Consider the following 22,201-nt stretch of genomic DNA (forward strand, 5'->3'; position numbering starts at 1 on the left):
GAGTAAAGCATCCGAAAGGGCACGTACGACTTCGATCGCAGGTGACTTCGATGGACGACTGGCGCGACCGTGCCGCATGCCGCCGTGAGGATCCCGATCTCTTCTTCCCGATCGGCACCTCCGGCCCGGCCCTGATCCAGACGGCGCGGGCGAAGGCGGTCTGCGGACGGTGTCCGGTGCGCGAGCGGTGTCTGCGCTGGGCGCTGGAGACCGGGCAGGCCGTGGGGGTGTGGGGCGGCACGAGCGAGGTCGAGCGGCTGGCGTTGCGGCGACGGGCGTCGGCCCCTGCGTTCAGTTCTCCTCCGGCGCCTCCCCGGCCGGCAGCCGGAGCGTGAACACCGAGCCGGTGCCGGGTTCGCTGCTCGCCTCGGCCGTACCGCCGTGCGCGGCCAGCAGGTGGCGGACGATGGGCAGGCCGAGGCCGCTGCCTCCGGTGCGGCGGCTGCGGGACTTCTCGGAGCGCCAGAACCGGTCGAAGACGTGCGGCAGTTCGTCGGGGGCGATGCCGGTGCCGGTGTCGGTGACGTCGAGGACGACCTGGTCGCCGTCGCGGCGGGCGGCCAGGGTGACGGTGCCGCCGGGCGGGGTGTGGCGCAGGGCGTTGGAGACCAGGTTGCCGAGCGCCTGGCGCATCCGGACGGGGTCGGCGTCCAGCCAGGGGGTGCCGTCGGCGGTGGTGCGCAGGGTGACACCGGCCGCGTCGGCGGCGACGCGGTGGGCGGCGGCGACCTGGTCGAGGAGTTCGTCGGCGCGGACCGGTTCGCGGTGCAGACGCAGGGTGCCGGCGTCGGCGTCGGCGAGGTCCTGCAGGTCGTCGATGACGCGCTGGAGGACGACCGCCTCCTCGTGCAGGGAGGCGAGCAGGGCCGGTTCGGGTGCCACGACGCCGTCGCGGGTGACCTCCAGCCAGCCGCGGATGTTGGTCAGCGGGCTGCGCAGTTCGTGGGCGATGTCGCTGACCATGGCCTTGCGCTGGGCCTCCAGTCTGGCGCGGCGGTCGGTGAGTTCGTTGAAGGCGGCGGCGAGGATGCCGGTCTCGTCGCGGGTGGTGACGGGCACCCGGACGTGCCGGTCGGGCGGCTGCTGGGCGGCCGCGGTGAGCGCGCGCAGCGGGCGGACCAGCCGGGTGGCGATCACCGCGGTCACGGCCACCGTGACCGCGAGGACGAGACCGGCGGCGAGGGCGACCTTGGACCAGTTGGCCGGGGACAGGTCGAAGCGGACGGCGGGGCGGTCCCCGATGCCGAGGTAGAGGTCGGCGGGCGGGGCGACGTAGGGGTCGAGCTGGGCGCGCAGGGCGCTGTCGGTGCACTCCTGCGCCTGGCGCCGGTCGCTCGCCCCCGTGGGGAGTTTGCCCATCACGTACCGGCTGTCCACCGACGGCCCCCGGTCGTCCACGAAGAAGACCAGCGGGCCGGGGAGGTCGAGGGCCCGCCCGTCCAGGCAGTCCTCGGCGCGCTCGGTCAGATCCGCCAGCGCCTTCTTCTCGGTGGGTGTGGGGGTGTTGAGCAGTCCGTCGGCGCACTGCTCGGGCACGTAGTCGAGGGTGTTTCCGTCGTCGTCGGTGAGGACCGGCCGCCCGCTCGGGGTGCGTACGACGCTCGCCTGGACGCCGTTGTACTCGAAGCAGTCGCGGCGCTTCTCGGCGAGCAGGTCGAGGCGCTCGCGCTCGGCCTTGGGCAGCCGGTACGGGCCGACGACCCGTGGGTCGATGCCGTCGCGCTGGGCGCCGCGGTCGCTGTGGGTGTCGACGGTGAGCGGGTCGACGGTGGCCGCGGCGCGCGGGGGCAGCGGGGTGCCGGGGGCGGCCGAGTCGGCGATCACCTTCCGGTCGCGGCCGATGAGGGCGATGCGCCTGCCGATCCTGTCGGACAGCTTGCGCAGGGTGCCGTCGACGCCCTTCCAGTCGGGGTGGGTGGCCGCGTAGCCGCTGAGCCGGTTGAGGACGTCCATGTCGTCGGCGAGGACCTGGCCCTGTTCCTCGCGCAGGGCGCGGGTGGTGGTCTCCACGGCGAGCCAGGCGGTGGCCGCGACCGAGCACACGGCGATGAGCACCGAGGTGATGAGCATCCGGACCAGGAGCCGTTTGCGCAGCGGTATGCCGGACCTCATCCGCGGCCTCCGCTCAGCTTGTAGCCGACGCCGAACACCGTCAGCAGCCGGACCGGGCGCCGCGGGTCGGCCTCGATCTTCCGGCGCAGGTTCATGATGTGCACGTCCACGGCCCGCTCGGTGGAGGCCCGGTCCGTGCCCCGGGTGCACTCCAGCAGCTGGCGCCGGGAGAACACCCGGTCCGGCTCGGCGGCCATGGCGAGCAGGATCTGGAACTCGGCGGGGGTGCACTCCACCGGCTCCCCGTCGCAGCGCACCTCGTGCCGTACCGGGTCGACGGCCAGGCCCGCGGCCCGTACGACCGGGTCCTCCCGGCGTTCCGCGCCGCGTCCGCTGCGCCGCAGCACCGTGCGGATACGGGCCATCAGCTCACGCGGGCTGTAGGGCTTGGTCATGTAGTCGTCGGCGCCGAGTTCCAGGCCGAGCAGGACGTCGTCCTCGTCCGCGCGGGCGGTGAGCATCAGCACCGGGATGTCGTCGTCCCGGCGCAGCACCCGGCAGACCCCGAACCCGTCGATGCCGGGCAGCATCAGGTCCAGGACGACGAGATCGGGGCTGAGTCTGCGGGCGGCGTCCAGGGCGGCGGGGCCGTCGTGGACGACGGTGGCGGTGTGGCCCTCCGCCAGCAGGGAGCGCCGGATCAGTTCGGCCTGCATCTCGTCGTCCTCGGCGACCAGTACGTGTGCGCACACCTGGCGGATCCTAAGCGTCAGCGGGACAGGGAGGCCCGGTCGCCCATCACGACGACGGGGCGGAGGTCGGGGTCGAGGGCCTTCAGCAGCGCTCTCATGTGCTCCTCGGCGAGGCTCACACAGCCCTGGGTGGGGCCGTCGTGGTCGACGTGGATCCAGATGCCGCCGCCCCTGCCCGCGCCCATGGGGCGGGTCCAGTCCAGCGGCGATGTCCCGGGCTTGCGGTTGTAGTTGACGGCGACGACGTAGTCGAAGGAGCCCTCCAGCGGCTCGCCCTCGAAGCCGGTGCCGCGGATGGTGAAGCCGGGGCCGTGGTCGTACGGCAGCCGGGTGCCCGGGTCGGGGAGCCGTCCGCCCGCGTCGGTGAGGGAGAACACGCCGATGGGCGAGCGCAGATCACCGGAGCGGTGGTGGTCGGTCCAGCCGCGCAGCGCGTTGTGCGCAGGCCAGGGTTCGCTCACGGCCTCCCAGCCGGCGTCGGTGCGCTCGTACAGGACGGCCTCGGAGCTTGAGGAGTCCTTGCCGCGTCCGGTCACGACCAGGGCCTGGCGGGTCTCGGACGGCACCTGCGCCCAGGTCTTGGGCCCGAGTCCGGGCAGTTGCTGCGGGGCCACGTCGATCGTGATGTCGGGGGCCGGCGACTGCGACTGCTGCCGCGCCGGCGTCCCGGCGGCGGTCCGGACCGTCTCGGCTCCGCAGCCGGCGAGCAGGACGGTGGCGATCAGGAGTGCGGCGGCCCGCGGGTTCGGCGTGATCATGCCTCGACCTTGGCGGACACTTGTTTGGAACCCGTCAGTCCACGTGGGAAGGACCGAACGTGAGCATCCGTATCCGCCGCGTCTACGAACCCCCCGAGCCGGAGGACGGTACGCGCGTGCTCGTCGACCGGCTCTGGCCGCGCGGCCTGTCCAAGCAGGCGGCCCGCGTGGACGAGTGGCCCAAGGCCCTCACCCCGTCGACGGAGCTGCGCCGCTGGTACCACGCGGGCGAGGGCTCGTACGAGGAGTTCGCGGGCCGCTACGAGGCCGAACTGGAGGCCCCGGAAGCCGCCGAACTGCTGGAACAGCTCCGGGGACGGGCCGCGAAGGACACGGTGACGCTGCTGACGGCCGCGAAGACCCCCGAGGAGAGTCACGCGGCCGTCCTGGCGCGGCTGCTGAGCTGAGACCTCAGCCGGTCTGCTGGGCCGCCGCCCTCCCCGCCGCCCGTCCCGAGAACAGGCAGCCGCCGAGGAAGGTGCCCTCCAGGGCGTTGTAGCCGTGGACGCCTCCACCGCCGAAGCCCGCGACCTCGCCCGCCGCGTAGAGACCCTCCAGTGGCCGGCCGTCCGTGCCGAGGGCGCGGGAGTCGAGGTCGGTCTGGATGCCGCCGAGGGTCTTGCGGGTGAGGATGTGCAGCTTGACGCCGATCAGGGGGCCGGCGGCGGGGTCCAGGATGCGGTGCGGGGTGGCGACGCGGCCGAGGCGGTCGCCGATGTAGCGGCGGGCGTTGCGGATGCCCTGGACCTGGGCGTCCTTGCTGTAGGTGTTGCCGAGCTGGAGGTCGCGGGCCTCGATCTGGCGGCGCACCTCGGCCGCGTCCAGCAGGGGCTTGTCGGTGAGCTGGTTCATCTTCTCGACCAGTTCCTCCAGCGTGGGCGCGGTCACGAAGTCCGCCCCCTTGCGCAGGAACGCGTCCACAGGTGCCGGCGCGCCCTTGCCGAGGATGCGCTCCTTGAGGAAGGCCGCCCGGTCCTTGGCGGTGATGTCCGGGTTCTGCTCGGAGCCGGAGAGCGCGAACTCCTTCTCGATGATCTTCTGGGTGAGGATGAACCAGGAGTGGTCGTACCCGGCGATGTCCTCGGTGGTGCGCAGGTGCTTGAGGGTGCCGAGGGTGTCGTAGCCGGGCAGGCAGGGTTCGGGCAGGCGGCGGCCGAGGGCGTCGAACCACATCGAGGAGGGTCCGGGCAGGATGCGGATGCCGTGTCCCGGCCAGATCGGGTCCCAGTTCTGCAGGCCCTCGGTGTAGTGCCACATGCGGTCGCGGTTGACCAGCCGTGCGCCCGCCGCCGCGCTGATGTCGAGCATCCGGCCGTCGACGTAGGCGGGGACGCCGGTGACCATCTGCGCCGGCGGGGTGCCGAGCCGCTCGGGCCAGTAGCGGCGGACGATGTCGTGGTCGCCGCCGATGCCGCCGGTGGTGAGGACGACGGCCTGTGCGGTCAGCTCGAAGTCGCCGACGCGGTCGCGGTTGGAGGCCACGCCCCGCGCCGAGTCGTCCTCGGCGAGCAGGGTGCCGCGGACACCTCGGGCGTGCCCGTCCTCGACGATCAGCTCGTCGACCCGGTGCCGGTGGTGGAAGGTCAGCAGCCCGTCGCGGGCCGCCTGCTTGGCGTACTCGACGAAGGGCTCGACCACGCCGGTGCCGGTGCCCCAGGCGATGTGGAACCGGGGCACGGAGTTGCCGTGCCCGTGGGCCCTGAGGTCGCCGCGCTCGGCCCAGCCGACGGTGGGCAGGAACTTGATGCCGTGCCCCTCCAGCCAGGACCGCTTCTCCCCCGCCGCCCACTCGACGTACGCGCGCGCCCAGCGCACCGCCCAGGAGTCCTCGTCGTCGAGGCGGTCGAAACCGGCGCTGCCCTGCCAGTCGCTCCAGGCCAGCTCCAAGGAGTCCTTGATCTTCAGGCGCCGCTGCTCGGGGGAGTCCACGAGGAAGAGCCCGCCGAAGGACCAGAAGGCCTGGCCGCCCAGGTTGCGGGCGTTCTCCTGGTCCACCAGGGCCACCCGGCGGCCCCGGCTGGTGAGTTCGTGCGCGGCGACCAGGCCCGCGAGGCCCGCTCCGACGACGATGACATCAGCGTCCATGCGACCGTTCCCTTCCTGTGATCGGGGTGCCGCTGCCGTCGGTCAGCAGGGCGGTGAGCAGTTGCTTGAGCCAGGCGCGGGCGCTGTCGACGTCCTTGTCCAGCAGCAGTTGGGTGGTGACCCCGTCGTAGGCGGCGACGACCGCGCGGGCGGCGCCGTCGATGCCGCCGAGCACGGCGGGCAGTTCGGTGTGGCCGGTGGCGCGGGCGAGCCGGTCGGCGATGGCCGTGCGCAGCCGCTCGCGGTGTTCCAGCAGGCTGTGGGCGACGGCCGGATCGCGGGCGGCGTGCACCAGGAAGTCCGTCTTCACCAGCAGCCAGTCCACGTCGAGCAGCAGCACCTCGGTGACCCGGTCCACGGACTGCGGTACGTCCAGGCGCGGCCCGTCCTGGGCGAGCGCGCCCGCGACCTGCTCGGCGATCAGGTCGGCGCGCTGCTGGTAGAGGGCGAAGAACAGCTCGTCCAGGCTGGCGAAGTTCGAGTAGAAGGCGCCCCGGCTGTAGCCGGCGGCGTCGCAGACCTCCTCGATCGAGACGCGCCCGAATCCCTTGCCGGCGAACACCTGGAACGCGGCGTCGAGCAGATTGGCCCGGGTGCGCACGCGACGCCTGGTCACGCGCGGTTGCGTGCGTTCCGCCCCCATGGCCGCTCCTTCGTTCGATACGCGAATGTATCCAATACATCAATGCATCGAAAGAGTCGCGCACCACTCGGCACCATGGGAACAGATTTTCGAATACGGAGTACGCTGGAGCGCATGAGCACGCACCTCCAGGGCTCCCTCTTCGACCAGACCGACGAACTGCGCCTCGGCCCGTTGGACGCCATCACCCGGACCGACCTGGGCCGCGGCGCCTGGATCGACGTCCTGCCCGGCTGGCTCGGCGGAGCGGACGCGCTGTTCGAACAGCTCGCCGCGGAGGTCCCCTGGCGCGCGGAGCGCCGGAAGATGTACGACCAGGTCGTCGACGTGCCCCGGCTGCTCGCCTTCTACGGCACCGAGGACCCGCTGCCGCACCCGGTGCTGACCGAGGCGCGGGACGCCCTCACCGCTCACTACGTTCGGGAGCTGGGCGAGCCGTTCACCACGGCGGGCCTGTGCTACTACCGGGACGGCCGGGACAGCGTGGCCTGGCACGGCGACCGGATCGGCCGGGGCGCACGGGAGGACACCATGGTCGCCATCGTCTCCGTGGGCGAGCCCAGGGACCTGCTCCTGCGTCCCGTGGGAGGCGGCGAGAGCGTGCGCCGGCCGCTGGGTCACGGGGACCTCATCGTCATGGGCGGCTCGTGCCAGCGCACCTGGGAGCATGCGATTCCGAAGGCCTCCCGCGCGACCGGGCCGCGGATCAGCGTCCAGTTCCGGCCGCGGGGCGTGCGCTGAACAACCGGCCCGCCGGCGGTTCTGGTTTGCTGTCCCCATGCGCGTGGACATGCAGCAAGTCGCCGACGGCACCTATCTCGTACACGGCTCCCACACCAACTGGGTGATCCTGGCCGAGGGGGACGCCGTCACCCTCGTCGACACCGGGTACCCGGGGGACCGGGAGCTGCTGCTCGCCTCCCTTGCGGAGGTGGGGAGTTCGGCGGATGCGGTGGCGGCGGTGCTGATCACCCACGCCCACAACGACCACCTCGGGTCGGCGGAGTACCTGCGCGCCCGGCACGGTACGCGCATCCTGCTGCACGAGGCCGAAGTGCCGCACGCGCGGCGGGAGTTCCTGCACCAGGTGTCCGTCGGCACGGTGCTGCGCAACAGCTGGCGGCCGGGCGTACTGCCCTGGGCGCTGCACGCGCTGCGCTCCGGCGGCACCGCGCACGTGCCGGTCGCCGAGCCCGAGGCCTTCGCCCTCGGCGCCCCGCTGGACCTCCCCGGGCGGCCGGTGCCGGTGCACTCCCCCGGGCACACCGACGGCCACTGCGCCTTCCACCTCCCGGACAAGGGCGTACTGATCTCCGGGGACGCCCTCGTCAGCGGCCATCCGACGTCCCCGCACAAGGGCCCGCACCTGCTGCCGGACATGTTCCACCGCGAGCGCGCCCAGGCCCTCGCCTCCCTGGAGGTGCTCGGCGCCCTCGACGGCGAGATGTTCCTGCCCGGCCACGGTCCCGCGCACCGCTGTCCACTGGGTGAAGCGGCACTTCAGGCACGGGAGAGGGCCGTCTAGGGTGAGGTGACGATCACCCCGCACGGCGAGACGAGGACACCCCGGCCATGGCCCTCCAGATCAGCGCGACCAACCCGGAGCACCCCGCGCTCCTGCTGGAACTGCCCTGGCATCTGCCGCTGGAGGAGTGGCCGGAGGAATACCTCGTACCGCTGCCGCGCGGTATCTCCCGGCACGTGGTCCGCTACGCCCGCGCGGGCGACGAGGTCATCGCCGTGAAGGAACTCGCCGAGCGCCCCGCGCTGCGCGAGTACGAACTCCTGCGCGACCTGGACCGGATCGGCATCCCCGCGGTGGACCCGCTCGCCGTGGTCACCGGCCGCCTGGACGACCACGACACGCCCCTGGAGCCGGTGCTGATCACCCGGCACCTGGGCGGGTCCATGCCGTACCGATCGATGTTCGAGACGACGATGCGCCCGGCGACCATGCACCGGCTGATGGACGCCCTGGCGGTGCTGCTGGTGCGGCTGCACCTGGCCGGGTTCGCCTGGGGCGACTGCTCGCTGTCCAACACCCTCTTCCGGCGCGACGCGGGCGCCTACGCCGCCTACCTGGTCGACGCCGAGACCGGCGACCTGCACCCGCAGCTCAGCAACGGCCAGCGCGACTACGACCTCGACCTGGCGCGCGTCAACATCAGCGGCGAGCTGCTGGACCTGGAGGCGTCCGGCGCGCTGCACCCCTCCGTCGACCCCATCGAGTTCGGCACCGAGATCTGCGCCCGCTACCAGGGCCTGTGGCAGGAGCTGACCCGCACCTCGGTCTACCCGGCCGGGAAGTACCACTACATAGAACGCCGCATCCGCCGCCTGAACGACCTCGGTTTCGACGTCGCCGAGATGCAGATCGAGCACTCCCCCAACGGCGACACCGTCACCTTCGTGCCCAAGGTCGTCGACGCCGGCCACCACCAGCGCCAACTGCTGCGCCTGACGGGCCTGGACACCGAGGAGAACCAGGCCCGGCGGCTGCTGAACGACCTGGAGAGCTGGATGGCCACCCAGGACGACTACGCCCCGGGCGACCCGCTCGCCGCCCGCCCCGAGGTCCTCGCCCACCGCTGGGTGCGGGACGTGTTCCGGCCCACGGTCCGGGCGGTCCCGCTCCACGCGCGCGGCTCGATGGACCCGGCGGAGATCTACCACGAACTGCTGGAGCACCGCTGGTACCTGTCGGAGCGGGCGCAGCACGACATCGGGCTCGACACGGCCGTCGCCGACTACATCGAGAACGTGCTGCCCAAGGCCCGCGAGACGCTCCAGCCCACCGAGCCGGAGACGGAGGCGGAGGCCGGCTGAGGTCAGGAGGCGGGCGGTACCACGGCCACCGGGCAGCCCGCGTGGTGCAGCACGCCGTGCGCGACCGAGCCGATGCGCGCCCCGACGGCGGTACGCCGGGCACGCCGCCCGACCACCATCAGCTGGGCGCGTGCGGCCACCGACAGCAGCACCTGTCCGGCGCTGCCCATCTCCACGTGCTCCACGACGTGCACGTCCGGGAACCGCTCCCGCCACGGTTCGAGCGCCGAGGCCAGCGCCTTCTTCTCGTACGGCTCAAGGCCGCCCGCGTCGTCGAGGAGCTTGAGGGAGGCCGGGCTGTAGGAGAACAGCGGGGGCAGGGTCCAGGCGCGCACCGCGCGCACGGTGGCGCCGCGCGCGGCGGCCGTCTCGAAGGCGAACCGCAGCGCGGCCGCGCTGTCCTCGGGCTCGCCGTGCTGGCCGACGACGATCTCGTGCCCGGCGACCTCGTTGGCGGGCTGGTCCCCGGCGCGCACCAGCACGACCGGCCGCTCGGCCTCCACGATCACCTGCTGTCCGACGGAGCCGAGCAGGAAGCCCATGACGGCGCCGTGTCCGCGCGAGCCCAGCACCAGCATCTCGGCGTCCACGGCGGCGGCCACCAGCGTGTCGACGGGCCCGCCCTCCAGCGCGTCGGCCGTCACATCGAGCCCGGGGTGCTTGGCGGCGAGGTCGCGTGCGACCTGCTGGACCGCCTCGCCCGCCCACTGGGCCTGGGCGTCCGGGCCGGCGCCCTCGACGGCCTCCAACGGCTGGAACCGCCAGGCGTGCACCAGGCGCAGCGCCCGCCCGCGCCGTACGGCTTCGCGGGCCGCCCACCCCAGTGCGGCGAGGCTCTCCTCGGTTCCGTCGAATCCTGCCGTGATCGGGCGCGTCATGCGGCTGCCTCCCTGGGTCGCGTTCCTGTTCGGGTCCCCAGTCTTCACTACGCTGGCTTCATGACCTTGGAGTGGGAGCAACTCAACGTCGACGCGGCCGATCCGGTGGCCCTGGGGAGCTGGTGGGCCGAGGCCCTGGGCTGGGTGGTGGTGAACGACTCCCCCGAAGAGTTCGAGATCCGCCCCGCTCCGGACCGGCTGCCGGGCCTGCTGTTCGCCCCGGTCCCGGAGGCCAAGACCGTCAAGAACCGCCTCCACCTCGACCTCCGCCCCGACGACCAGGGGGCGGAGGTCGAACGGCTGCTGGCCCTCGGTGCCCGCCGCGCGGACGTCGGCCAGGGCGAGCAGTCCTGGACGGTGCTCATGGACCCGGAGGGCAACGAGTTCTGCGTGCTGTCCTCGCGGCGCCGCTGACATGGACGACTCGCTGACCTCGGCGGCCGACGCGTTCCAGCGGTTGCGGCCACGGCTGTTCGGCATCGCCTACCGCGTGCTGGGCTCAGTGGTGGAGGCCGAGGACGTGGTGCAGGAGGTGTGGCTGCGCTGGCAGCGGGCCGACCGGGAGGCGGTCCTGGACCCGGGGGCGTTCCTGGCGAAGGCCACCACGAGGCTCGCCATCAATGTGGCGCAGTCGGCGCGGGTGCGCCGGGAGGCGTACGTGGGGCCCTGGCTGCCGGAGCCGGTGGACACCGGCGTGGACCCGCAGCTCGGCGCGGAGCGCGGGGAGGCGCTGGAGCTGGCCGTGCTGCTGGTCATGGAGAAGCTGAATCCGGTGGAGCGGGCGGCGTACGTGCTGCGGGAGGCCTTCGACTACGGGTACGGGGAGATCGCCCAGTTCCTGGAGCTGAGTCAGGCCAACGTGCGGCAGATCGTCAGCCGGGCCCGCAAGCGGCTGTCCGACGGGCGCCGGGAACCGGTCGACACCGCGCAGCACCGGCGGCTGCTGGACGCGTTCGTCGCCGCGGCGCGGGACGGGGACGTGGCGGCGCTGGAGAGTGTGCTGTCGGCCGATGTGGTCACGTACGCGGACGGCAACGGGCTGCGCGGGGTGGCGCAGGTGGAGGTCGTGGGCGCCGAGCGCTCGGCCCGGGTCACCGTCTTCGCGCACAAGTTCTTCCCCGACGCGGAGTACTCGGTGGCCGAGGCCAACGGGCGGCCGTGTCTGCGGCTCAGCGACGGCGGGAAGACCGTCGCCCTGGTCGACATAGCGACGGGGCCGGACGGCATCGACGCCATGTACTGGGTCATCGCGCCCGAGAAGCTGCGGGCCTACGACCGCTCCCGGCCTCGGGCATAGGCGAAAGGGGGGCACCGCACAGGCGGCGCCCCCTCCCTCACGTCAGTGCTGCTGGAGCCAGTCCTCGTAGCGGACGGCCGCCACGTCCACCGTGCCGTCGCCGGTGAGCACGTCGGGCATGCCGGCGAAGAGGCTCGCGGTCTCGTCCGTGACGACCGTGCGGCCGTCCGGCCGGGCCGCCAGGGTGAGCTCGCCGAGCCGGTCGAGGCCGTGGATCTCGGGTCCCGCGATATTGCGGATGCCGTTCGTCGGCTCGCCCTGGGCCGCCTCGGCGACGGCGGCCGCCACCTCGGCGGAGGCGATGGGACGCAGCCGCAGGGACGGCAGGCGCACCTCGGTGCCCTGCGTGGACATGTCCATCACGGGGCCGACGAACTCGAAGAACTGGGTGGCCCGCACCAGGCTGTACGGCACCCCGCTGGCGCGCACCGCGTCCTCCTGGGCGACCTTGGCCAGGTAGTAGCCGTAGTCCGGCACCTGGTCCACGCCGACGATGGACAGCCCCACGTGGTGGCGTACCCCGGCCTCCTGCTCGGCGGCGAACAGGTTCCGCGCCGAGCGGGTGAAGAAGTCCAGCGCCGCGTCCGCCTCGAAGGACGGCGAGTTCGACACGTCCACCACCACCTCGGCGCCCTTGAGCACCTGGTCCAGCCCCTCTCCGGTGAGGGTGTCCACGCCCGTGGACGGGGCGGCGGGCACCGCCTCGTGGCCGTTGGCCGTCAGCAGCTCGATCACCTGCGAGCCGATGAGCCCGGTACCGCCGATCACGACGATCTTCATCATCTGTCTCCGTAAGCCGTTCCGCTCTCTCGCGGCCCCGGCGACCTGCGCCGGAGCCCGGTGCGCGGGCGCGCACACCAGAAGGACAGGGCAGCGGCCGGATCTGTGACAGGGGGCCCGGAAGCGGCGTCCGCCATCTCTGAGCGAAGCGACTCGATCGAACATACGATGGCGACTGTCGGCACGGCGGCGGGGCGTCGCCGGGCCGGGACACGCGACCACTCGGGGTGGGAGACGCATGGCACAGGCCGCCGATTCGGCGCGGACCGTCATCCTGACCGTGGACGACGATCCGGGGGTCTCCCGCGCCGTCGCCCGTGACCTGCGCAGACGCTACGGCGAGCAGTACCGGATCGTGCGCGCGGAGTCCGGCGAGTCCGCCCTGGACGCGCTGCGGGAGCTGAAGCTGCGCGGCGAACTCGTCGCCGTGATCCTGGCCGACTACCGGATGCCGCAGATGAACGGCATCGAGTTCCTGGAACAGGCCATGGACATCCATCCGGGCGCCCGCCGGGTCCTGCTCACCGCGTACGCCGACACCGGGGCGGCCATCGACGCGATCAACGTCGTCGATGTCGACCACTATCTGCTCAAGCCGTGGGACCCGCCGGAGGAGAAGCTCTACCCGGTCCTGGACGATCTGCTGGAGGCCTGGCGGTGCAGCGACCACCGGCCGGTGCCCGCCACCAAGGTCGTCGGGCACCGCTGGTCGGCCCGGTCCTCGGACGTACGGGAGTTCCTCGCCCGCAACCAGGTCCCCTACCGCTGGTACTCCTCCGACGAGCCGGAGGGACAGCGGCTGCTGGCCGCCGCCGGCGCGGACGGGCGGCGGCTGCCGCTGGTGGTGACGCCGGAGGGGACCGCGCTGGTGGAACCGGACGTGCCGGAGCTGGCCGCGCATGTGGGCCTGGCGACCACGCCGGCCGCCGACTTCTACGACCTGGTGGTGATCGGCGGTGGTCCGGCCGGGCTCGGGGCCGCCGTGTACGGGGCGTCCGAGGGGCTGCGGACGGTGCTGGTGGAGCGGTCCGCCACCGGTGGGCAGGCCGGGCAGAGCTCCCGTATCGAGAACTACCTGGGTTTCCCCGACGGGGTCTCCGGCGCCCAGCTCACCGACCGGGCCCGCCGCCAGGCCGCCAAGTTCGGCGCCGAGGTCCTCACCGCGCGCGAGGTCACGGCGCTGGAGGTGAGCGGCGCCGCGCGGATCGTCCGCTTCTCCGACGGCTCGGCCATCGCCGCGCACAGCGTGATCCTGGCGACCGGGGTGTCCTACCGCCGGCTCCAGGCGCCGGGCTGCGCCGAACTGACCAGCTGCGGCGTCTTCTACGGCTCCGCGCTCACCGAGGCGCCCTCCTGCCAGGGGCACGACGTGTACATCGTCGGCGGCGCCAACTCCGCGGGGCAGGCGGCGATGTACCTGTCCAAGGGCGCCAAGTCGGTGACGCTGCTGGTGCGCGGGGCCGATCTGTCGGCGTCGATGTCGCACTACCTGATCCAGCAGATCAACGAGGCACCCAACATCTCCGTCCGCCCGCGCACGGTCGTGGACTCCGCCCACGGCGACGGTCACCTCCAGCGGCTCACCCTGCGCGACGTGGACACCGGCGCGAGCGAACTCGTCGACGCCCAGTGGCTGTTCGTGTTCATCGGCGCCGCCCCGCTGACCGACTGGCTGGACGGCACCGTGCTGCGCGACGCGAACGGCTTCATCCTCGCCGGGCCCGACCTCACCCCCGACGGACGGCCCCCCGCGGGCTGGGAGCTGGACCGGCCGCCGTACCACCTGGAGACCAATGTGCCCGGGGTGTTCGTGGCCGGTGACGCGCGCGCCGAGTCCGCCAAGCGCGTCGCCTCCGCCGTGGGCGAGGGGGCGATGGCCGTGATGCTCGTCCACCGCTATCTGGAGCAGTCGTGAACCGACGTCAGGAGCAGTCGTGAGCGGAATGCCCATGCCGTGCAGCCCGGCGGAGATCAGCTCGCTGTTCCTGTTCGAGAAGCTCGCCCCGGAGCAGCTCGGCCGACTGTGCGCGGAGGGACGGGTGGAGCGGTTCGAGCCGGGCCCGGTCTACACCGAGGGGGATCCGGCGACCTGCTTCTACGTCATGATCGAGGGCACCGTCGTGCTCTCCCGCCGGGTCGGCGGGGACGACGTCGAGGTGATCCGCAGCTCCCAGCGCGGGGTGTACTCGGGGGCGATGCAGGCCTACCTCGGCGACCGGGCGCGCCAGGTCTACAACAACTCCATGCGGGTGACGGAACCGACCCGGTTCTTCGTGCTGCCCGCGGACACCTTCGCGGCCGTCATGCAGGAGTGGTTCCCGATGGCCGTGCATCTGCTGGAGGGACTGTTCTTCGGCGCGAAGAACACCCAGCAGGTGATCGGGCAGCGGGAACGGCTGCTGGCGCTCGGCTCACTGTCCGCCGGGCTCACCCACGAGCTCAACAACCCCGCCGCCGCGGCCGTCCGGGCGACCGCCACCCTGCGGGAGCGGGTGGCGAAGATGCGGCACAAGCTGGCGATGATCGCCTCCGGCCCGTATCCGCGGGAGCAGCTGGCCGGGCTGATCGAGATCCAGGAACGCACCGCCGAACTGGTCGGCAAGGCGCCCGCGCTCAGCCCGCTGGAGGCGTCCGACCGGGAGGACACGCTCACCGACTGGCTGGACGACCACGGCATCCCCGACGGCTGGCGGCTCGCCCCGACCTTCGTACAGGCCGGGCTCGACATCGACTGGCTGGAGCAGGTCGCGGCGGCCGTGCCCGAGGAGGTCCTGCCGGGCGCCGTCGGCTGGCTCAACTACACGGTCGAGACCGAGCTGTTGATGAGCGAGATCGAGGACTCCACCACCCGGGTCTCGCACCTGGTCGACGCGGCCAAGCAGTACTCCCAGCTCGACCGCGCCCCCTTCCGCACCGTCGACGTCCACGAACTCCTCGACAGCACCCTGATGATGCTCGCCGGGAAGATCGGCCCGCGGATCAAGGTCGTCAAGGACTACGACCGTACGCTCCCGGAGATCCCCGCCTACCCGGCGGAGCTCAACCAGGTGTGGACGAACCTCGTCGACAACGCGGTCGCCGCCATCAACAGCGCGGGCGGGGAAGGGACGTTGACCGTCCGGACGGCGACCGACCACGACCGGCTGCTGGTGGAGTTCCGGGACACGGGCACCGGCATCCCGCCGGAGATCCGCGGCCGGATCTTCGATCCGTTCTTCACCACCAAGCCGGTGGGCGAGGGCACCGGGCTCGGTCTGGACATCTCCTGGCGGATCGTGGTCAACAAGCACCACGGCACACTCCAGGTCGAGTCCGAGCCGGGCGACACCCGTTTCCAGGTGCTGCTCCCGCTCACCGCCGCGGACCACGAGAACCCCGAGGAGAGCCCATGACCGACGGCATCGATCCGAGCGTCCCGCCGAGCGGCACCGGCTGCGCGGAGTGCGACGAGGTCGGGGGCTGGTGGTTCCATCTGCGGCGGTGCGCCCAGTGCGGGCACATCGGCTGCTGCGACTCCTCGCCCGGCAAGCACGCCACCGCGCACTTCCGGGCCACCGGGCATCCGATCGTGCAGAGCTTCGAGCCCGGCGAGGGCTGGTTCTGGGACTACGGCGCCTCCGACCTGTACGAATCGGGCCCGGAACTGGCGCCCCCGGCCAGCCATCCGGCCGACCAGCCCGCACCGGGGCCCGCGGGCCGGGTGCCCGGCAACTGGGCGCAGGTGCTGCGGGGCGCCTGACTCCGTGACCGCTCCGGCGCGTCTGGCAGGATTGGCCAGTGACACAGAACGTGACCTCCGCCCCGCTCATCGGCCGTACGCAGGAACTCGACCGGCTCCTGGGTGTGTTGGAGCGGGCGAGGGCCGGTGAGGCACGGGCCGTACTGATCGCGGGGGACGCCGGGGTCGGCAAGACCCGTCTGCTGGACGAGGTCGCCGCGCGGGCCGCGCGCGACGGGATGACCGTGCTCACCGGGCACTGTGTCGACCTGGGCGATGTGGGTCTGCCGTATCTGCCGTTCACCGAGGTGCTCGGGGTACTGGCCGGGGACCCGCGGTTCGCGCCGGTGCTGGCGGCGCACCCGGTGGTCGAGCGGATGCTGGGCGGCGCGGCGGACACCGCCCGCGACTCCCGGCTGCGGCTCTTCGAGGGCATGGCCGCGCTGCTGACGGACCTCGCGGACGTGGCCCCGCTGCTGCTCGTGCTGGAGGACCTGCACTGGGCCGACCAGTCCTCCCGGGACCTCCTGCGGTTCCTGCTCAGCCGGGGCGTGCTGCACCGGCCGTCCGGCGGGGTCGCGGTCCTGGCCTCCTACCGCGCCGACGACCTGCACCGCCGCCACCCCCTGCGCCCCCTGCTCGCGGAACTGGTCCGGCTGCCCTCCGTGGAGCGCATGGAACTGCGGCCCCTCGCGGACGCCGAGGTCGCGCAACTCGTACGGGCCCTGGAGGAACAGCCGCTGCCGGACACCACGGTCCGCCGGATCGTGGAGCGCGCCGAGGGCAACGCCTTCTACGCCGAGGAACTCCTCGCCGCCACCGACACCGAGGCCGGCGGGGTGCCCAGCGGGCTCGCCGATGTCCTGCTGATCCGCTTCGAGCAACTGTCCGACACCGCCCAGCAGGTGCTGCGCACCGCCGCGGTCGCCGGACGCCGGGTCGAGCACGACCTGCTGCGGGAGACCGTCGGCATCCCCGAGGACGAACTGGAGTCGGCGCTGCGCGAGGCGGTGGGCCGCCAGCTGCTGGTCCCCGGCGACGGCGACACCTACGCTTTCCGGCACGCCCTGGCCCGTGAGGCGGTCTACGCCGATCTGCTGCCCGGCGAACGGTCCCGGCTGCACGGCGCGTTCGCCCGGCTGCTCGCCGCCCGGCCCCGGCGCGCCGAGACCGCCGCCGAGCGCGCCCACCACTACCGCGAGAGCCACGACCCGGTGGAGGCGCTCGCCGCGTCCCTGGAGGCCGCCGACCACGCCGCCCGCGTCGGCGCCCCCGCCGAGGAGCTGCGGCACCTGGAGACCGCCCGGGACCTGTGGCCGTCGGTGGATCCGTCCGCGCGCCCCTCGGGCGAGGGCGTGGACCGGGTGGCGCTCACCCTGCGCGCCTCCTCGGCGGCGGCGCACGCCGGGGCCGCGCACCGCGCGGTCGCCCTGACCCGGTCCGCGCTCGCGGGCCTCGACCAGGAGGCGGACTCGGAGCTGGCCGCCCGGGTCCGCTACACCCTCGCGGGCAACCTCCTCACCGTCGACAACCTGAGCGCCGCCTACGCGCACAGCAGCGAGGCGCTCGCCCTGATCCCCGCCGAGCCGCCCACGGCGACCTGGGTGTGGGCGGCGGCCACCCATGTGCTGGTGGCACGGCAGGTCGGGGAGAAGGAGACGGCGTTGGAGCTGGCCCGAGAGGCGCTGGCGGTCGCCGAGCGGCTGGGGGTGACCGACGCCGCGGCCGATCTGCTGATCTCGGTGGCGGTGCTGGAGGGCACCGGACGGCGCAGCCTTGAGGGCCGGGCCCGGCTGCGGCAGGCGCGGGAGCTGGCCCGCGCCTCGGGCAACGCGCCGGTGGAGATGCGCGCCCTGTTCAGCCTCGCCGTGGGCGCCTTCGAGGCGGGCGAGCTGGAGGAGTCCCTGCCGTGGCTGGGCGAGGGCCTGGAGCGGGCCGGGCGGGCCGGGCTGCTGTCCTCGGCGTATCCGCTGGAGATGCGCTATCTGCGGCTGCTGGTGCTGTACACGCTGGGCCGCTGGGACGAGTGCCTGCGCGCCTCGGCGGCCGACGCGAACCTGGTGCCCGCCCTGGGCCGGTTCACCTCGGGGCCCGCCTGGTACGTGTCGCTGGCGCGCGGTGACCTGTCCGCCGCCGACGAGGCGGGGGCGCTGCTGGAGGGGCCGTTCGACTGGATGGGCACGCTGGTCGCGGGCATCGTGCGGACCGACGCCGCCGCGCTGACGGGCGACCCGGAGGCGGCGGTGGAGCGGATGCGGGCCACGGTGACCGCTCTGGCCGACGAGACGGGCGCCCTTCCCGATGTGACGGTCCGCCTGGCCGCGCTGGCGCTGTCCGCCGTGGCCGACCGGGCAGCCGACCTGCGCTCGGCCGGGGACGAGGACGGGGCACGGCGCTGGGCGGACACCGCGACACAACTCGTCGAAGCGGCACGGGAGTCGGCGGGACGCGGCCAGGAGCGGACACCGCAGGGCCCGGAGGGGATGGCATGGCTGGCCCGCGCCGAGGCCGAACGGCTGCGGGCGACGTCGGGCCCGGACGTGGACGCCTGGGCCAGGGCCGTGGCGGCCTTCGACTACGGCGACACCTACGAACTGGCGCGCTGCCGGTTCCGTCTCGCCGAGGCGCTGCTCACCGCCGACCGGCGCGAGGAAGCCGCGGCGGAGGCGCGGGCGGCCCGGGAGACCGCCGAACGGCTCGGCGCGGCGCCGCTGCTGGAACGCGTGGAGCACCTGATCCGGCGCGGTCGCCTGGCCGACACGCCCTCCGACACCACCTCCCCGCTGACCGCCCGCGAGCAGGACGTCCTGCGGCTGCTCGCCCAGGGCCGCACCAACCGGCAGATCGGCGAGGCCCTGTTCATCAGCGGCAAGACCGCGAGCGTCCATGTCTCCAACATCCTCGCCAAGCTGGGTGCCGCGAGCCGCGGCGAGGCGGTGGCCATCGCCTACCGCGAAGGGCTGATCAAGCCGGAGCACACCACCTCCGGCTGACCCCACCCCCACCGGGCGGCCCGTCCCCCATGCGGGCGATCCCTGCCCGCCCCTGCCCCGAATGACCATCCCTCTTTCTCCTGGCGGCACTACTGTGCGTCGCCGTGACGGTGTGTCAGCGAGGAGAGAGGAACCGGATGAACTCGGTATCGGCGGGCAGGGTCACGGCGCTCGGGACGGCGGTCCTGCTCTCCCTCATGGCGGCCCCGGCGCACGCGGCACCCCAGGCACCCGACCCGGACCTGGCGTCCCTGCGGGATGTGCTGCGCACCGCGATGAAGCAGGGCGCGCCGGGCGCGGTGGCGCGGATCGACGACGAGGGCACGGTCGTCACCACGTCCGCGGGTATCGCCGACCGCGGCACCGAGCGGTCGCTGGCCGCCACCGACCGCTTCCGCATCGGCAGCGTGACCAAGATCTTCTCCGCGGTCGTCCTGCTGCAACTGGTCGACGAGCAGAAGCTGAAGCTCGACACCCCGGTCAACCGCTATCTGCCCGGGCTGCTGCCGGACGACCGCATCACCGTGCGCCACGTCCTCAGCCACCGCAGCGGCCTGTACGACTACACCAACGACATGTTCGCCCGGACGGTTCCCGGCTTCGAGGCGGTCCGCTCCAAGGTGTTCACCTACCGCCAGCTCGTGGACCGCTCCCTGAGCAAGCCGCGCACCACCGCGCCGGGCGGGCCCTACTCGTACTCCAACACCAACTTCGTCGTCGCCGGAATGCTCATCGAGAAGCTGACCGGCAACCCGGTGGGCACCGAGTACCAGCAGCGGATCGTCGTGCCTCTGGGGCTCAAGGACACCTTCTACGTCCACCCCGGCAAGAAGATCCCGGGACGGTACGCGCGCGGCTACCTCACCCCGGACGCTTCCGGCGCGGCGCTGGTCGACGCCACCGAGCAGACGGCGTCCTGGGCGCAGAGCGCGGGCGCGCTGATCTCCAGCACCCGGGACCTGAACGTCTTCCTGACCGCCCTGATGGAGGGCAGGCTGATGTCGGGCACGCAGCTGGCGCAGATGCGCAAGTGGGTGCCGGCGGGCACCGGCCAGGCGTACGGGCTGGGGCTGCGGCGCCGGGATCTGTCCTGCGGGGTCTCGGTGTACGGGCACACCGGGGCCGTCCAGGGCTACTACACCTACGCGTTCGCCTCCAAGGACGGCAAGCGGAGCCTGGCGGCCTTCGTCAACACCTCCAACAACGGCGCCGTGCACACCACCATGCTCGGCTCTCTGGAGTCGGCGTTCTGCGGCAAGAAGACCAAGGTGGTGCGCGGCAGTTCGGTCGGTGAGAGGGCCGAGGCCGTCGATCCGGGGGCCGCCGCGCACTGACCTGCCGGGAACCCGAGCGGGGTCGTCCGCGTTGTCCGAACACCACGTACGACGACACCTGGACGGCCTGATGAGCGAGTTGGTCCCCGGGGGCAATGTGCCCATCCCGGGCGGCGCCGTGGCCGTCCGGGTGCCCGGCCCCTTCGATGTGTCCGCGCTGATCACGGACGACGGCGGGAAGGTGGGCGGGGACGCCGACTTCGTCTTCTACAACCAGCCGTCCGTCCCGGGCGCCCGGCTGCACGGCGACACCCTGACCGTCGACCCGGCCCGGCTGCGCGCGGGCGCCACCCGGGTCACGGTCGTGATCAGCCCGGCCGAGCCCGGCACCGCCCTGGGCACCCTGCCGGCCCCCACGCTCCAGGTCACCGGCTCCGGCGGCCGTACCCTCGCCCGGTTCACCCCGCCGCGCCCCCGGCAGGAGACTGTGCTGCTGCTCGCCGAGCTGTACCGGCGCGGCGGCGGCTGGAAGCTGCGGGCGCTGGGCCAGGGGTACGCCGACGGACTGGCGGGACTGGCCCGGGACTTCGGGGTGGATGTCGTGGACGAGCCGCCCGCGGCCGACCGTGACGGCGTCGCCGGGTTGGTCAACTCCGCCCGAACGGCTGCCGGTTCACCCCCGGTCACGCTGGACGCCCGGCTCACCGCCGCCGCCCGGGAGCACGCCGCCGCCATGGCAGCGGCGGGGCGCCTGGGCGTGGAGGGCCGGGACGGGGTCTCCGTCTACCAGCGGGTGACGGCCGCCGGGTTCGCGTACCTCACCATCGGGGAGCACCTGGTGTCCGGACCGCGCTCCCCCGCCGAGTTCGTCGACTACTGCCTGAGCACCGGCCAGGCGCGCGCCACCCTGCACGACCCACAGTTCACGCACGCCGGACTGGCCCATGTGCCCGCCCGCTCCGGCGATGTGTACTGGACGGCGCTGTGGGCCCGCCCTTTCAGCCCGGCGGACCTGGCCCGGACCGCCGCGCGGGTCGTCGACCTCACCAACCGGGAGCGCGCCGGGGCCGGTCTGCGCCCGCTCCGGACCGACTCCGCCCTCACGGCCGCCGCCCAGGCGCACAGCGCGGACATGGTGGCGCGGTCCTTCTACTCGCACACCTCGCCCGAGGGGTCGCAGCCCTGGGACCGGGCTGCCGCGGCGGGCGCCCGGCGCCGGTCGATCGGCGAGAACATAGCCTGCGGGCAGCGCTCCCCCGCCGAAGTCGTACGAGGCTGGATGAACAGTCCCGGCCACCGCGCCAACATCCTCAAGCCGGGCTTCACGCACATCGGCATCGGTTTCGCGGGCGGCGGCCCGTCCGGTATGTACTGGACCCAACTCTTCGGCGCCTGAAGGATCGTGGGACGCGATCTTGGCGGAGGGACCTCGTCCGCGACACGATGCCCGCATGAAGGGTGACCTGTTTTCCAGCGAGCACATGGTCCAGCCCGCCACGGCGCCGGGCATGACGGTCGAGAACGCCAAGTGCATCCGGTACGCGGTGAGCGGCGAGATGCTGGCCCGGCAGGGGGCGATGGTCGCCTACCGGGGCAGTCTCCAGTTCGAGCGCAAGGGCCAGGGCGTGGGCGGGATGCTCAAGCGCGCGGTCACCGGGGAGGGGCTGCCGCTGATGGCGGTGCGCGGGCAGGGTGAGGCGTGGTTCGCGCACGAGGCGCAGAACTGTTTCATCGTCGAGCTCGACCCCGGTGACGAGTTCACGGTCAACGGCCGCAACGTGCTGTGCTTCGACGCCACACTGTCCTACCGGATATCCACCGTGAAGGGGGCGGGCATCACCGGCGGCGGGCTGTTCAACAGCGTGTTCACCGGGCACGGGCGGCTCGGGCTGGTCTGCGACGGGAATCCGCTGGTGATACCGGTGTCCGCGCAGTACCCGGTCTACGTCGACACCGACGCGGTGGTCGGCTGGAGCGCGGGCCTGGGGACCTCCCTGCACCGCTCGCAGTCCATCGGCTCGATGCTGCGCGGCGGTTCCGGCGAGGCGGTGCAGCTGATGCTCAGCGGCGAGGGCTTCGTCGTGGTCCGGCCGAGCGAGGTGACACCGCCCAAGACCCAGTAGCGGAACGGCCCGTGAGGTGATC

21 protein-coding genes are annotated in these 22,201 nt (G+C 73.0%); 14 read left to right on the plus strand and 7 right to left on the minus strand.

The window, feature by feature from the left end:
- Window positions 1-50: 50 nt before the first annotated feature.
- Window positions 51-335 carry a WhiB family transcriptional regulator gene (locus ACZ7L7_RS30870; RefSeq protein WP_285514118.1) on the plus strand — a complete coding sequence of 95 codons (285 nt, stop codon included), beginning with the start codon at window positions 51-53 and terminating at the stop codon, window positions 333-335.
- Here ACZ7L7_RS30870 and ACZ7L7_RS30875 read toward each other — a convergent pair.
- The 3 genes from ACZ7L7_RS30875 to ACZ7L7_RS30885 are packed head-to-tail and all read right to left on the minus strand — an operon-like array spanning window position 292 to window position 3,562.
- Complete coding sequence (locus ACZ7L7_RS30875) at window positions 292-2,112, minus strand: sensor histidine kinase (protein WP_285514119.1); 1,821 nt, start codon at window positions 2,110-2,112, stop codon at window positions 292-294. The two genes, ACZ7L7_RS30870 and ACZ7L7_RS30875, sit on opposite strands and share 44 nt — an antisense overlap.
- The gene (locus ACZ7L7_RS30880; RefSeq protein ID WP_285514120.1) at window positions 2,109-2,804 is read right to left on the minus strand and encodes a response regulator transcription factor; all 696 of its coding nucleotides are present in this window, start codon (window positions 2,802-2,804) and stop codon (window positions 2,109-2,111) included. The genes ACZ7L7_RS30875 and ACZ7L7_RS30880 overlap by 4 nt, the downstream gene beginning before the upstream one ends.
- A 17-nt stretch (window positions 2,805-2,821) precedes the next feature.
- A complete protein-coding gene (locus ACZ7L7_RS30885) occupies window positions 2,822-3,562 on the minus strand; it encodes a L,D-transpeptidase family protein (RefSeq protein ID WP_285514121.1) in 741 nt (246 codons plus the stop codon).
- 59 nt (window positions 3,563-3,621) lie between these two features.
- Here ACZ7L7_RS30885 and ACZ7L7_RS30890 point away from each other — a divergent pair, with 59 nt between their 5' ends.
- Entirely contained in the window at window positions 3,622-3,969 is a 348-nt protein-coding gene (locus tag ACZ7L7_RS30890) for a DUF488 domain-containing protein (protein WP_472077698.1), read from the plus strand.
- A gap of 4 nt (window positions 3,970-3,973) precedes the next feature.
- Here the strand turns inward: ACZ7L7_RS30890 and ACZ7L7_RS30895 are convergent, their stop codons facing one another.
- Both ACZ7L7_RS30895 and ACZ7L7_RS30900 read right to left on the minus strand, forming a co-directional pair.
- Entirely contained in the window at window positions 3,974-5,647 is a 1,674-nt protein-coding gene (locus tag ACZ7L7_RS30895; RefSeq protein WP_285514123.1) for an FAD-binding dehydrogenase, read from the minus strand.
- The gene (locus ACZ7L7_RS30900) at window positions 5,637-6,290 is read right to left on the minus strand and encodes a TetR/AcrR family transcriptional regulator (protein ID WP_285514124.1); all 654 of its coding nucleotides are present in this window, start codon (window positions 6,288-6,290) and stop codon (window positions 5,637-5,639) included. Before ACZ7L7_RS30900 ends, ACZ7L7_RS30895 begins: the two co-directional genes overlap by 11 nt.
- 114 nt (window positions 6,291-6,404) lie before the next feature.
- Between ACZ7L7_RS30900 and ACZ7L7_RS30905 the strand changes: the two genes are divergently transcribed.
- From ACZ7L7_RS30905 to ACZ7L7_RS30915, 3 genes are read left to right on the plus strand one after another with little or no spacing between them, the layout of a single operon-like run.
- The gene (locus tag ACZ7L7_RS30905; protein ID WP_453603163.1) at window positions 6,405-7,031 is read left to right on the plus strand and encodes an alpha-ketoglutarate-dependent dioxygenase AlkB; all 627 of its coding nucleotides are present in this window, start codon (window positions 6,405-6,407) and stop codon (window positions 7,029-7,031) included.
- Window positions 7,032-7,068: 37 nt separating this feature from the next.
- Window positions 7,069-7,815 carry an MBL fold metallo-hydrolase gene (locus ACZ7L7_RS30910; protein WP_285514126.1) on the plus strand — a complete coding sequence of 249 codons (747 nt, stop codon included), beginning with the start codon at window positions 7,069-7,071 and terminating at the stop codon, window positions 7,813-7,815.
- Between the two features lie 47 nt (window positions 7,816-7,862).
- Window positions 7,863-9,116: a DUF4032 domain-containing protein gene (locus tag ACZ7L7_RS30915; RefSeq protein WP_285514127.1), complete on the plus strand. Its 1,254-nt coding sequence runs from the start codon at window positions 7,863-7,865 to the stop codon at window positions 9,114-9,116.
- Window positions 9,117-9,118: 2 nt separating this feature from the next.
- Here the strand turns inward: ACZ7L7_RS30915 and ACZ7L7_RS30920 are convergent, their stop codons facing one another.
- The gene (locus ACZ7L7_RS30920; RefSeq protein WP_285514128.1) at window positions 9,119-9,994 is read right to left on the minus strand and encodes a universal stress protein; all 876 of its coding nucleotides are present in this window, start codon (window positions 9,992-9,994) and stop codon (window positions 9,119-9,121) included.
- A 60-nt stretch (window positions 9,995-10,054) separates the two neighbouring features.
- Here ACZ7L7_RS30920 and ACZ7L7_RS30925 point away from each other — a divergent pair, with 60 nt between their 5' ends.
- Both ACZ7L7_RS30925 and ACZ7L7_RS30930 read left to right on the plus strand, forming a co-directional pair.
- A complete protein-coding gene (locus ACZ7L7_RS30925) occupies window positions 10,055-10,408 on the plus strand; it encodes a VOC family protein (protein WP_472077699.1) in 354 nt (117 codons plus the stop codon).
- Window position 10,409: 1 nt separating this feature from the next.
- Window positions 10,410-11,291 carry a sigma-70 family RNA polymerase sigma factor gene (locus ACZ7L7_RS30930; protein WP_472077700.1) on the plus strand — a complete coding sequence of 294 codons (882 nt, stop codon included), beginning with the start codon at window positions 10,410-10,412 and terminating at the stop codon, window positions 11,289-11,291.
- 42 nt (window positions 11,292-11,333) lie between these two features.
- Here ACZ7L7_RS30930 and ACZ7L7_RS30935 read toward each other — a convergent pair whose 3' ends face one another.
- Window positions 11,334-12,071, minus strand: coding sequence for an SDR family oxidoreductase (locus ACZ7L7_RS30935; RefSeq protein WP_472077701.1), 738 nt, complete (start codon window positions 12,069-12,071; stop codon window positions 11,334-11,336).
- Between the two features lie 238 nt (window positions 12,072-12,309).
- Here ACZ7L7_RS30935 and ACZ7L7_RS30940 point away from each other — a divergent pair, with 238 nt between their 5' ends.
- The 7 genes from ACZ7L7_RS30940 to ACZ7L7_RS30970 all read left to right on the plus strand — a co-directional run bounded on the left by ACZ7L7_RS30940 (window position 12,310) and on the right by ACZ7L7_RS30970 (window position 22,179).
- Window positions 12,310-13,986, plus strand: a complete 1,677-nt coding sequence (locus tag ACZ7L7_RS30940; protein ID WP_472077702.1) for an NAD(P)/FAD-dependent oxidoreductase — start codon at window positions 12,310-12,312, stop codon at window positions 13,984-13,986.
- 34 nt (window positions 13,987-14,020) lie between these two features.
- Complete coding sequence (locus ACZ7L7_RS30945; RefSeq protein WP_285514184.1) at window positions 14,021-15,463, plus strand: ATP-binding protein; 1,443 nt, start codon at window positions 14,021-14,023, stop codon at window positions 15,461-15,463.
- Window positions 15,460-15,810, plus strand: a complete 351-nt coding sequence (locus tag ACZ7L7_RS30950; RefSeq protein WP_261717452.1) for a UBP-type zinc finger domain-containing protein — start codon at window positions 15,460-15,462, stop codon at window positions 15,808-15,810. The genes ACZ7L7_RS30945 and ACZ7L7_RS30950 overlap by 4 nt, the downstream gene beginning before the upstream one ends.
- Before the next feature lie 38 nt (window positions 15,811-15,848).
- Complete coding sequence (locus ACZ7L7_RS30955; protein ID WP_472077703.1) at window positions 15,849-18,782, plus strand: helix-turn-helix transcriptional regulator; 2,934 nt, start codon at window positions 15,849-15,851, stop codon at window positions 18,780-18,782.
- Between the two features lie 137 nt (window positions 18,783-18,919).
- Entirely contained in the window at window positions 18,920-20,116 is a 1,197-nt protein-coding gene (locus tag ACZ7L7_RS30960; protein ID WP_285514135.1) for a serine hydrolase domain-containing protein, read from the plus strand.
- A gap of 70 nt (window positions 20,117-20,186) precedes the next feature.
- Window positions 20,187-21,452 carry a CAP domain-containing protein gene (locus ACZ7L7_RS30965; protein WP_472077704.1) on the plus strand — a complete coding sequence of 422 codons (1,266 nt, stop codon included), beginning with the start codon at window positions 20,187-20,189 and terminating at the stop codon, window positions 21,450-21,452.
- A 55-nt stretch (window positions 21,453-21,507) separates the two neighbouring features.
- The gene (locus ACZ7L7_RS30970) at window positions 21,508-22,179 is read left to right on the plus strand and encodes an AIM24 family protein (protein ID WP_093720717.1); all 672 of its coding nucleotides are present in this window, start codon (window positions 21,508-21,510) and stop codon (window positions 22,177-22,179) included.
- Window positions 22,180-22,201: the final 22 nt, after the last annotated feature.

It is taken from the genome of Streptomyces sp. NPDC110618 (genome assembly GCF_055657065.1).

Excerpts from the sequence above, each read along its gene's own strand:
- ACZ7L7_RS30875 (WP_285514119.1), bottom strand. The coding sequence starts at position 2,112 with ATGAGGTCCGGCATACCGCTGCGCAAACGGCTCCTGGTCCGGATGCTC.
- ACZ7L7_RS30915 (WP_285514127.1), top strand. The coding sequence starts at position 7,863 with ATGGCCCTCCAGATCAGCGCGACCAACCCGGAGCACCCCGCGCTCCTG.
- ACZ7L7_RS30950 (WP_261717452.1), top strand. The coding sequence starts at position 15,460 with ATGACCGACGGCATCGATCCGAGCGTCCCGCCGAGCGGCACCGGCTGC.
- ACZ7L7_RS30900 (WP_285514124.1), bottom strand. The coding sequence starts at position 6,290 with ATGGGGGCGGAACGCACGCAACCGCGCGTGACCAGGCGTCGCGTGCGC.
- ACZ7L7_RS30895 (WP_285514123.1), bottom strand. The coding sequence starts at position 5,647 with ATGGACGCTGATGTCATCGTCGTCGGAGCGGGCCTCGCGGGCCTGGTC.
- ACZ7L7_RS30930 (WP_472077700.1), top strand. The coding sequence starts at position 10,410 with ATGGACGACTCGCTGACCTCGGCGGCCGACGCGTTCCAGCGGTTGCGG.
- ACZ7L7_RS30970 (WP_093720717.1), top strand. The coding sequence starts at position 21,508 with ATGAAGGGTGACCTGTTTTCCAGCGAGCACATGGTCCAGCCCGCCACG.
- ACZ7L7_RS30945 (WP_285514184.1), top strand. The coding sequence starts at position 14,021 with ATGCCGTGCAGCCCGGCGGAGATCAGCTCGCTGTTCCTGTTCGAGAAG.
- ACZ7L7_RS30960 (WP_285514135.1), top strand. The coding sequence starts at position 18,920 with ATGAACTCGGTATCGGCGGGCAGGGTCACGGCGCTCGGGACGGCGGTC.
- ACZ7L7_RS30870 (WP_285514118.1), top strand. The coding sequence starts at position 51 with ATGGACGACTGGCGCGACCGTGCCGCATGCCGCCGTGAGGATCCCGAT.
- ACZ7L7_RS30910 (WP_285514126.1), top strand. The coding sequence starts at position 7,069 with ATGCGCGTGGACATGCAGCAAGTCGCCGACGGCACCTATCTCGTACAC.
- ACZ7L7_RS30935 (WP_472077701.1), bottom strand. The coding sequence starts at position 12,071 with ATGAAGATCGTCGTGATCGGCGGTACCGGGCTCATCGGCTCGCAGGTG.
- ACZ7L7_RS30905 (WP_453603163.1), top strand. The coding sequence starts at position 6,405 with ATGAGCACGCACCTCCAGGGCTCCCTCTTCGACCAGACCGACGAACTG.
- ACZ7L7_RS30965 (WP_472077704.1), top strand. The coding sequence starts at position 20,187 with ATGAGCGAGTTGGTCCCCGGGGGCAATGTGCCCATCCCGGGCGGCGCC.
- ACZ7L7_RS30925 (WP_472077699.1), top strand. The coding sequence starts at position 10,055 with ATGACCTTGGAGTGGGAGCAACTCAACGTCGACGCGGCCGATCCGGTG.
- ACZ7L7_RS30885 (WP_285514121.1), bottom strand. The coding sequence starts at position 3,562 with ATGATCACGCCGAACCCGCGGGCCGCCGCACTCCTGATCGCCACCGTC.
- ACZ7L7_RS30920 (WP_285514128.1), bottom strand. The coding sequence starts at position 9,994 with ATGACGCGCCCGATCACGGCAGGATTCGACGGAACCGAGGAGAGCCTC.
- ACZ7L7_RS30940 (WP_472077702.1), top strand. The coding sequence starts at position 12,310 with ATGGCACAGGCCGCCGATTCGGCGCGGACCGTCATCCTGACCGTGGAC.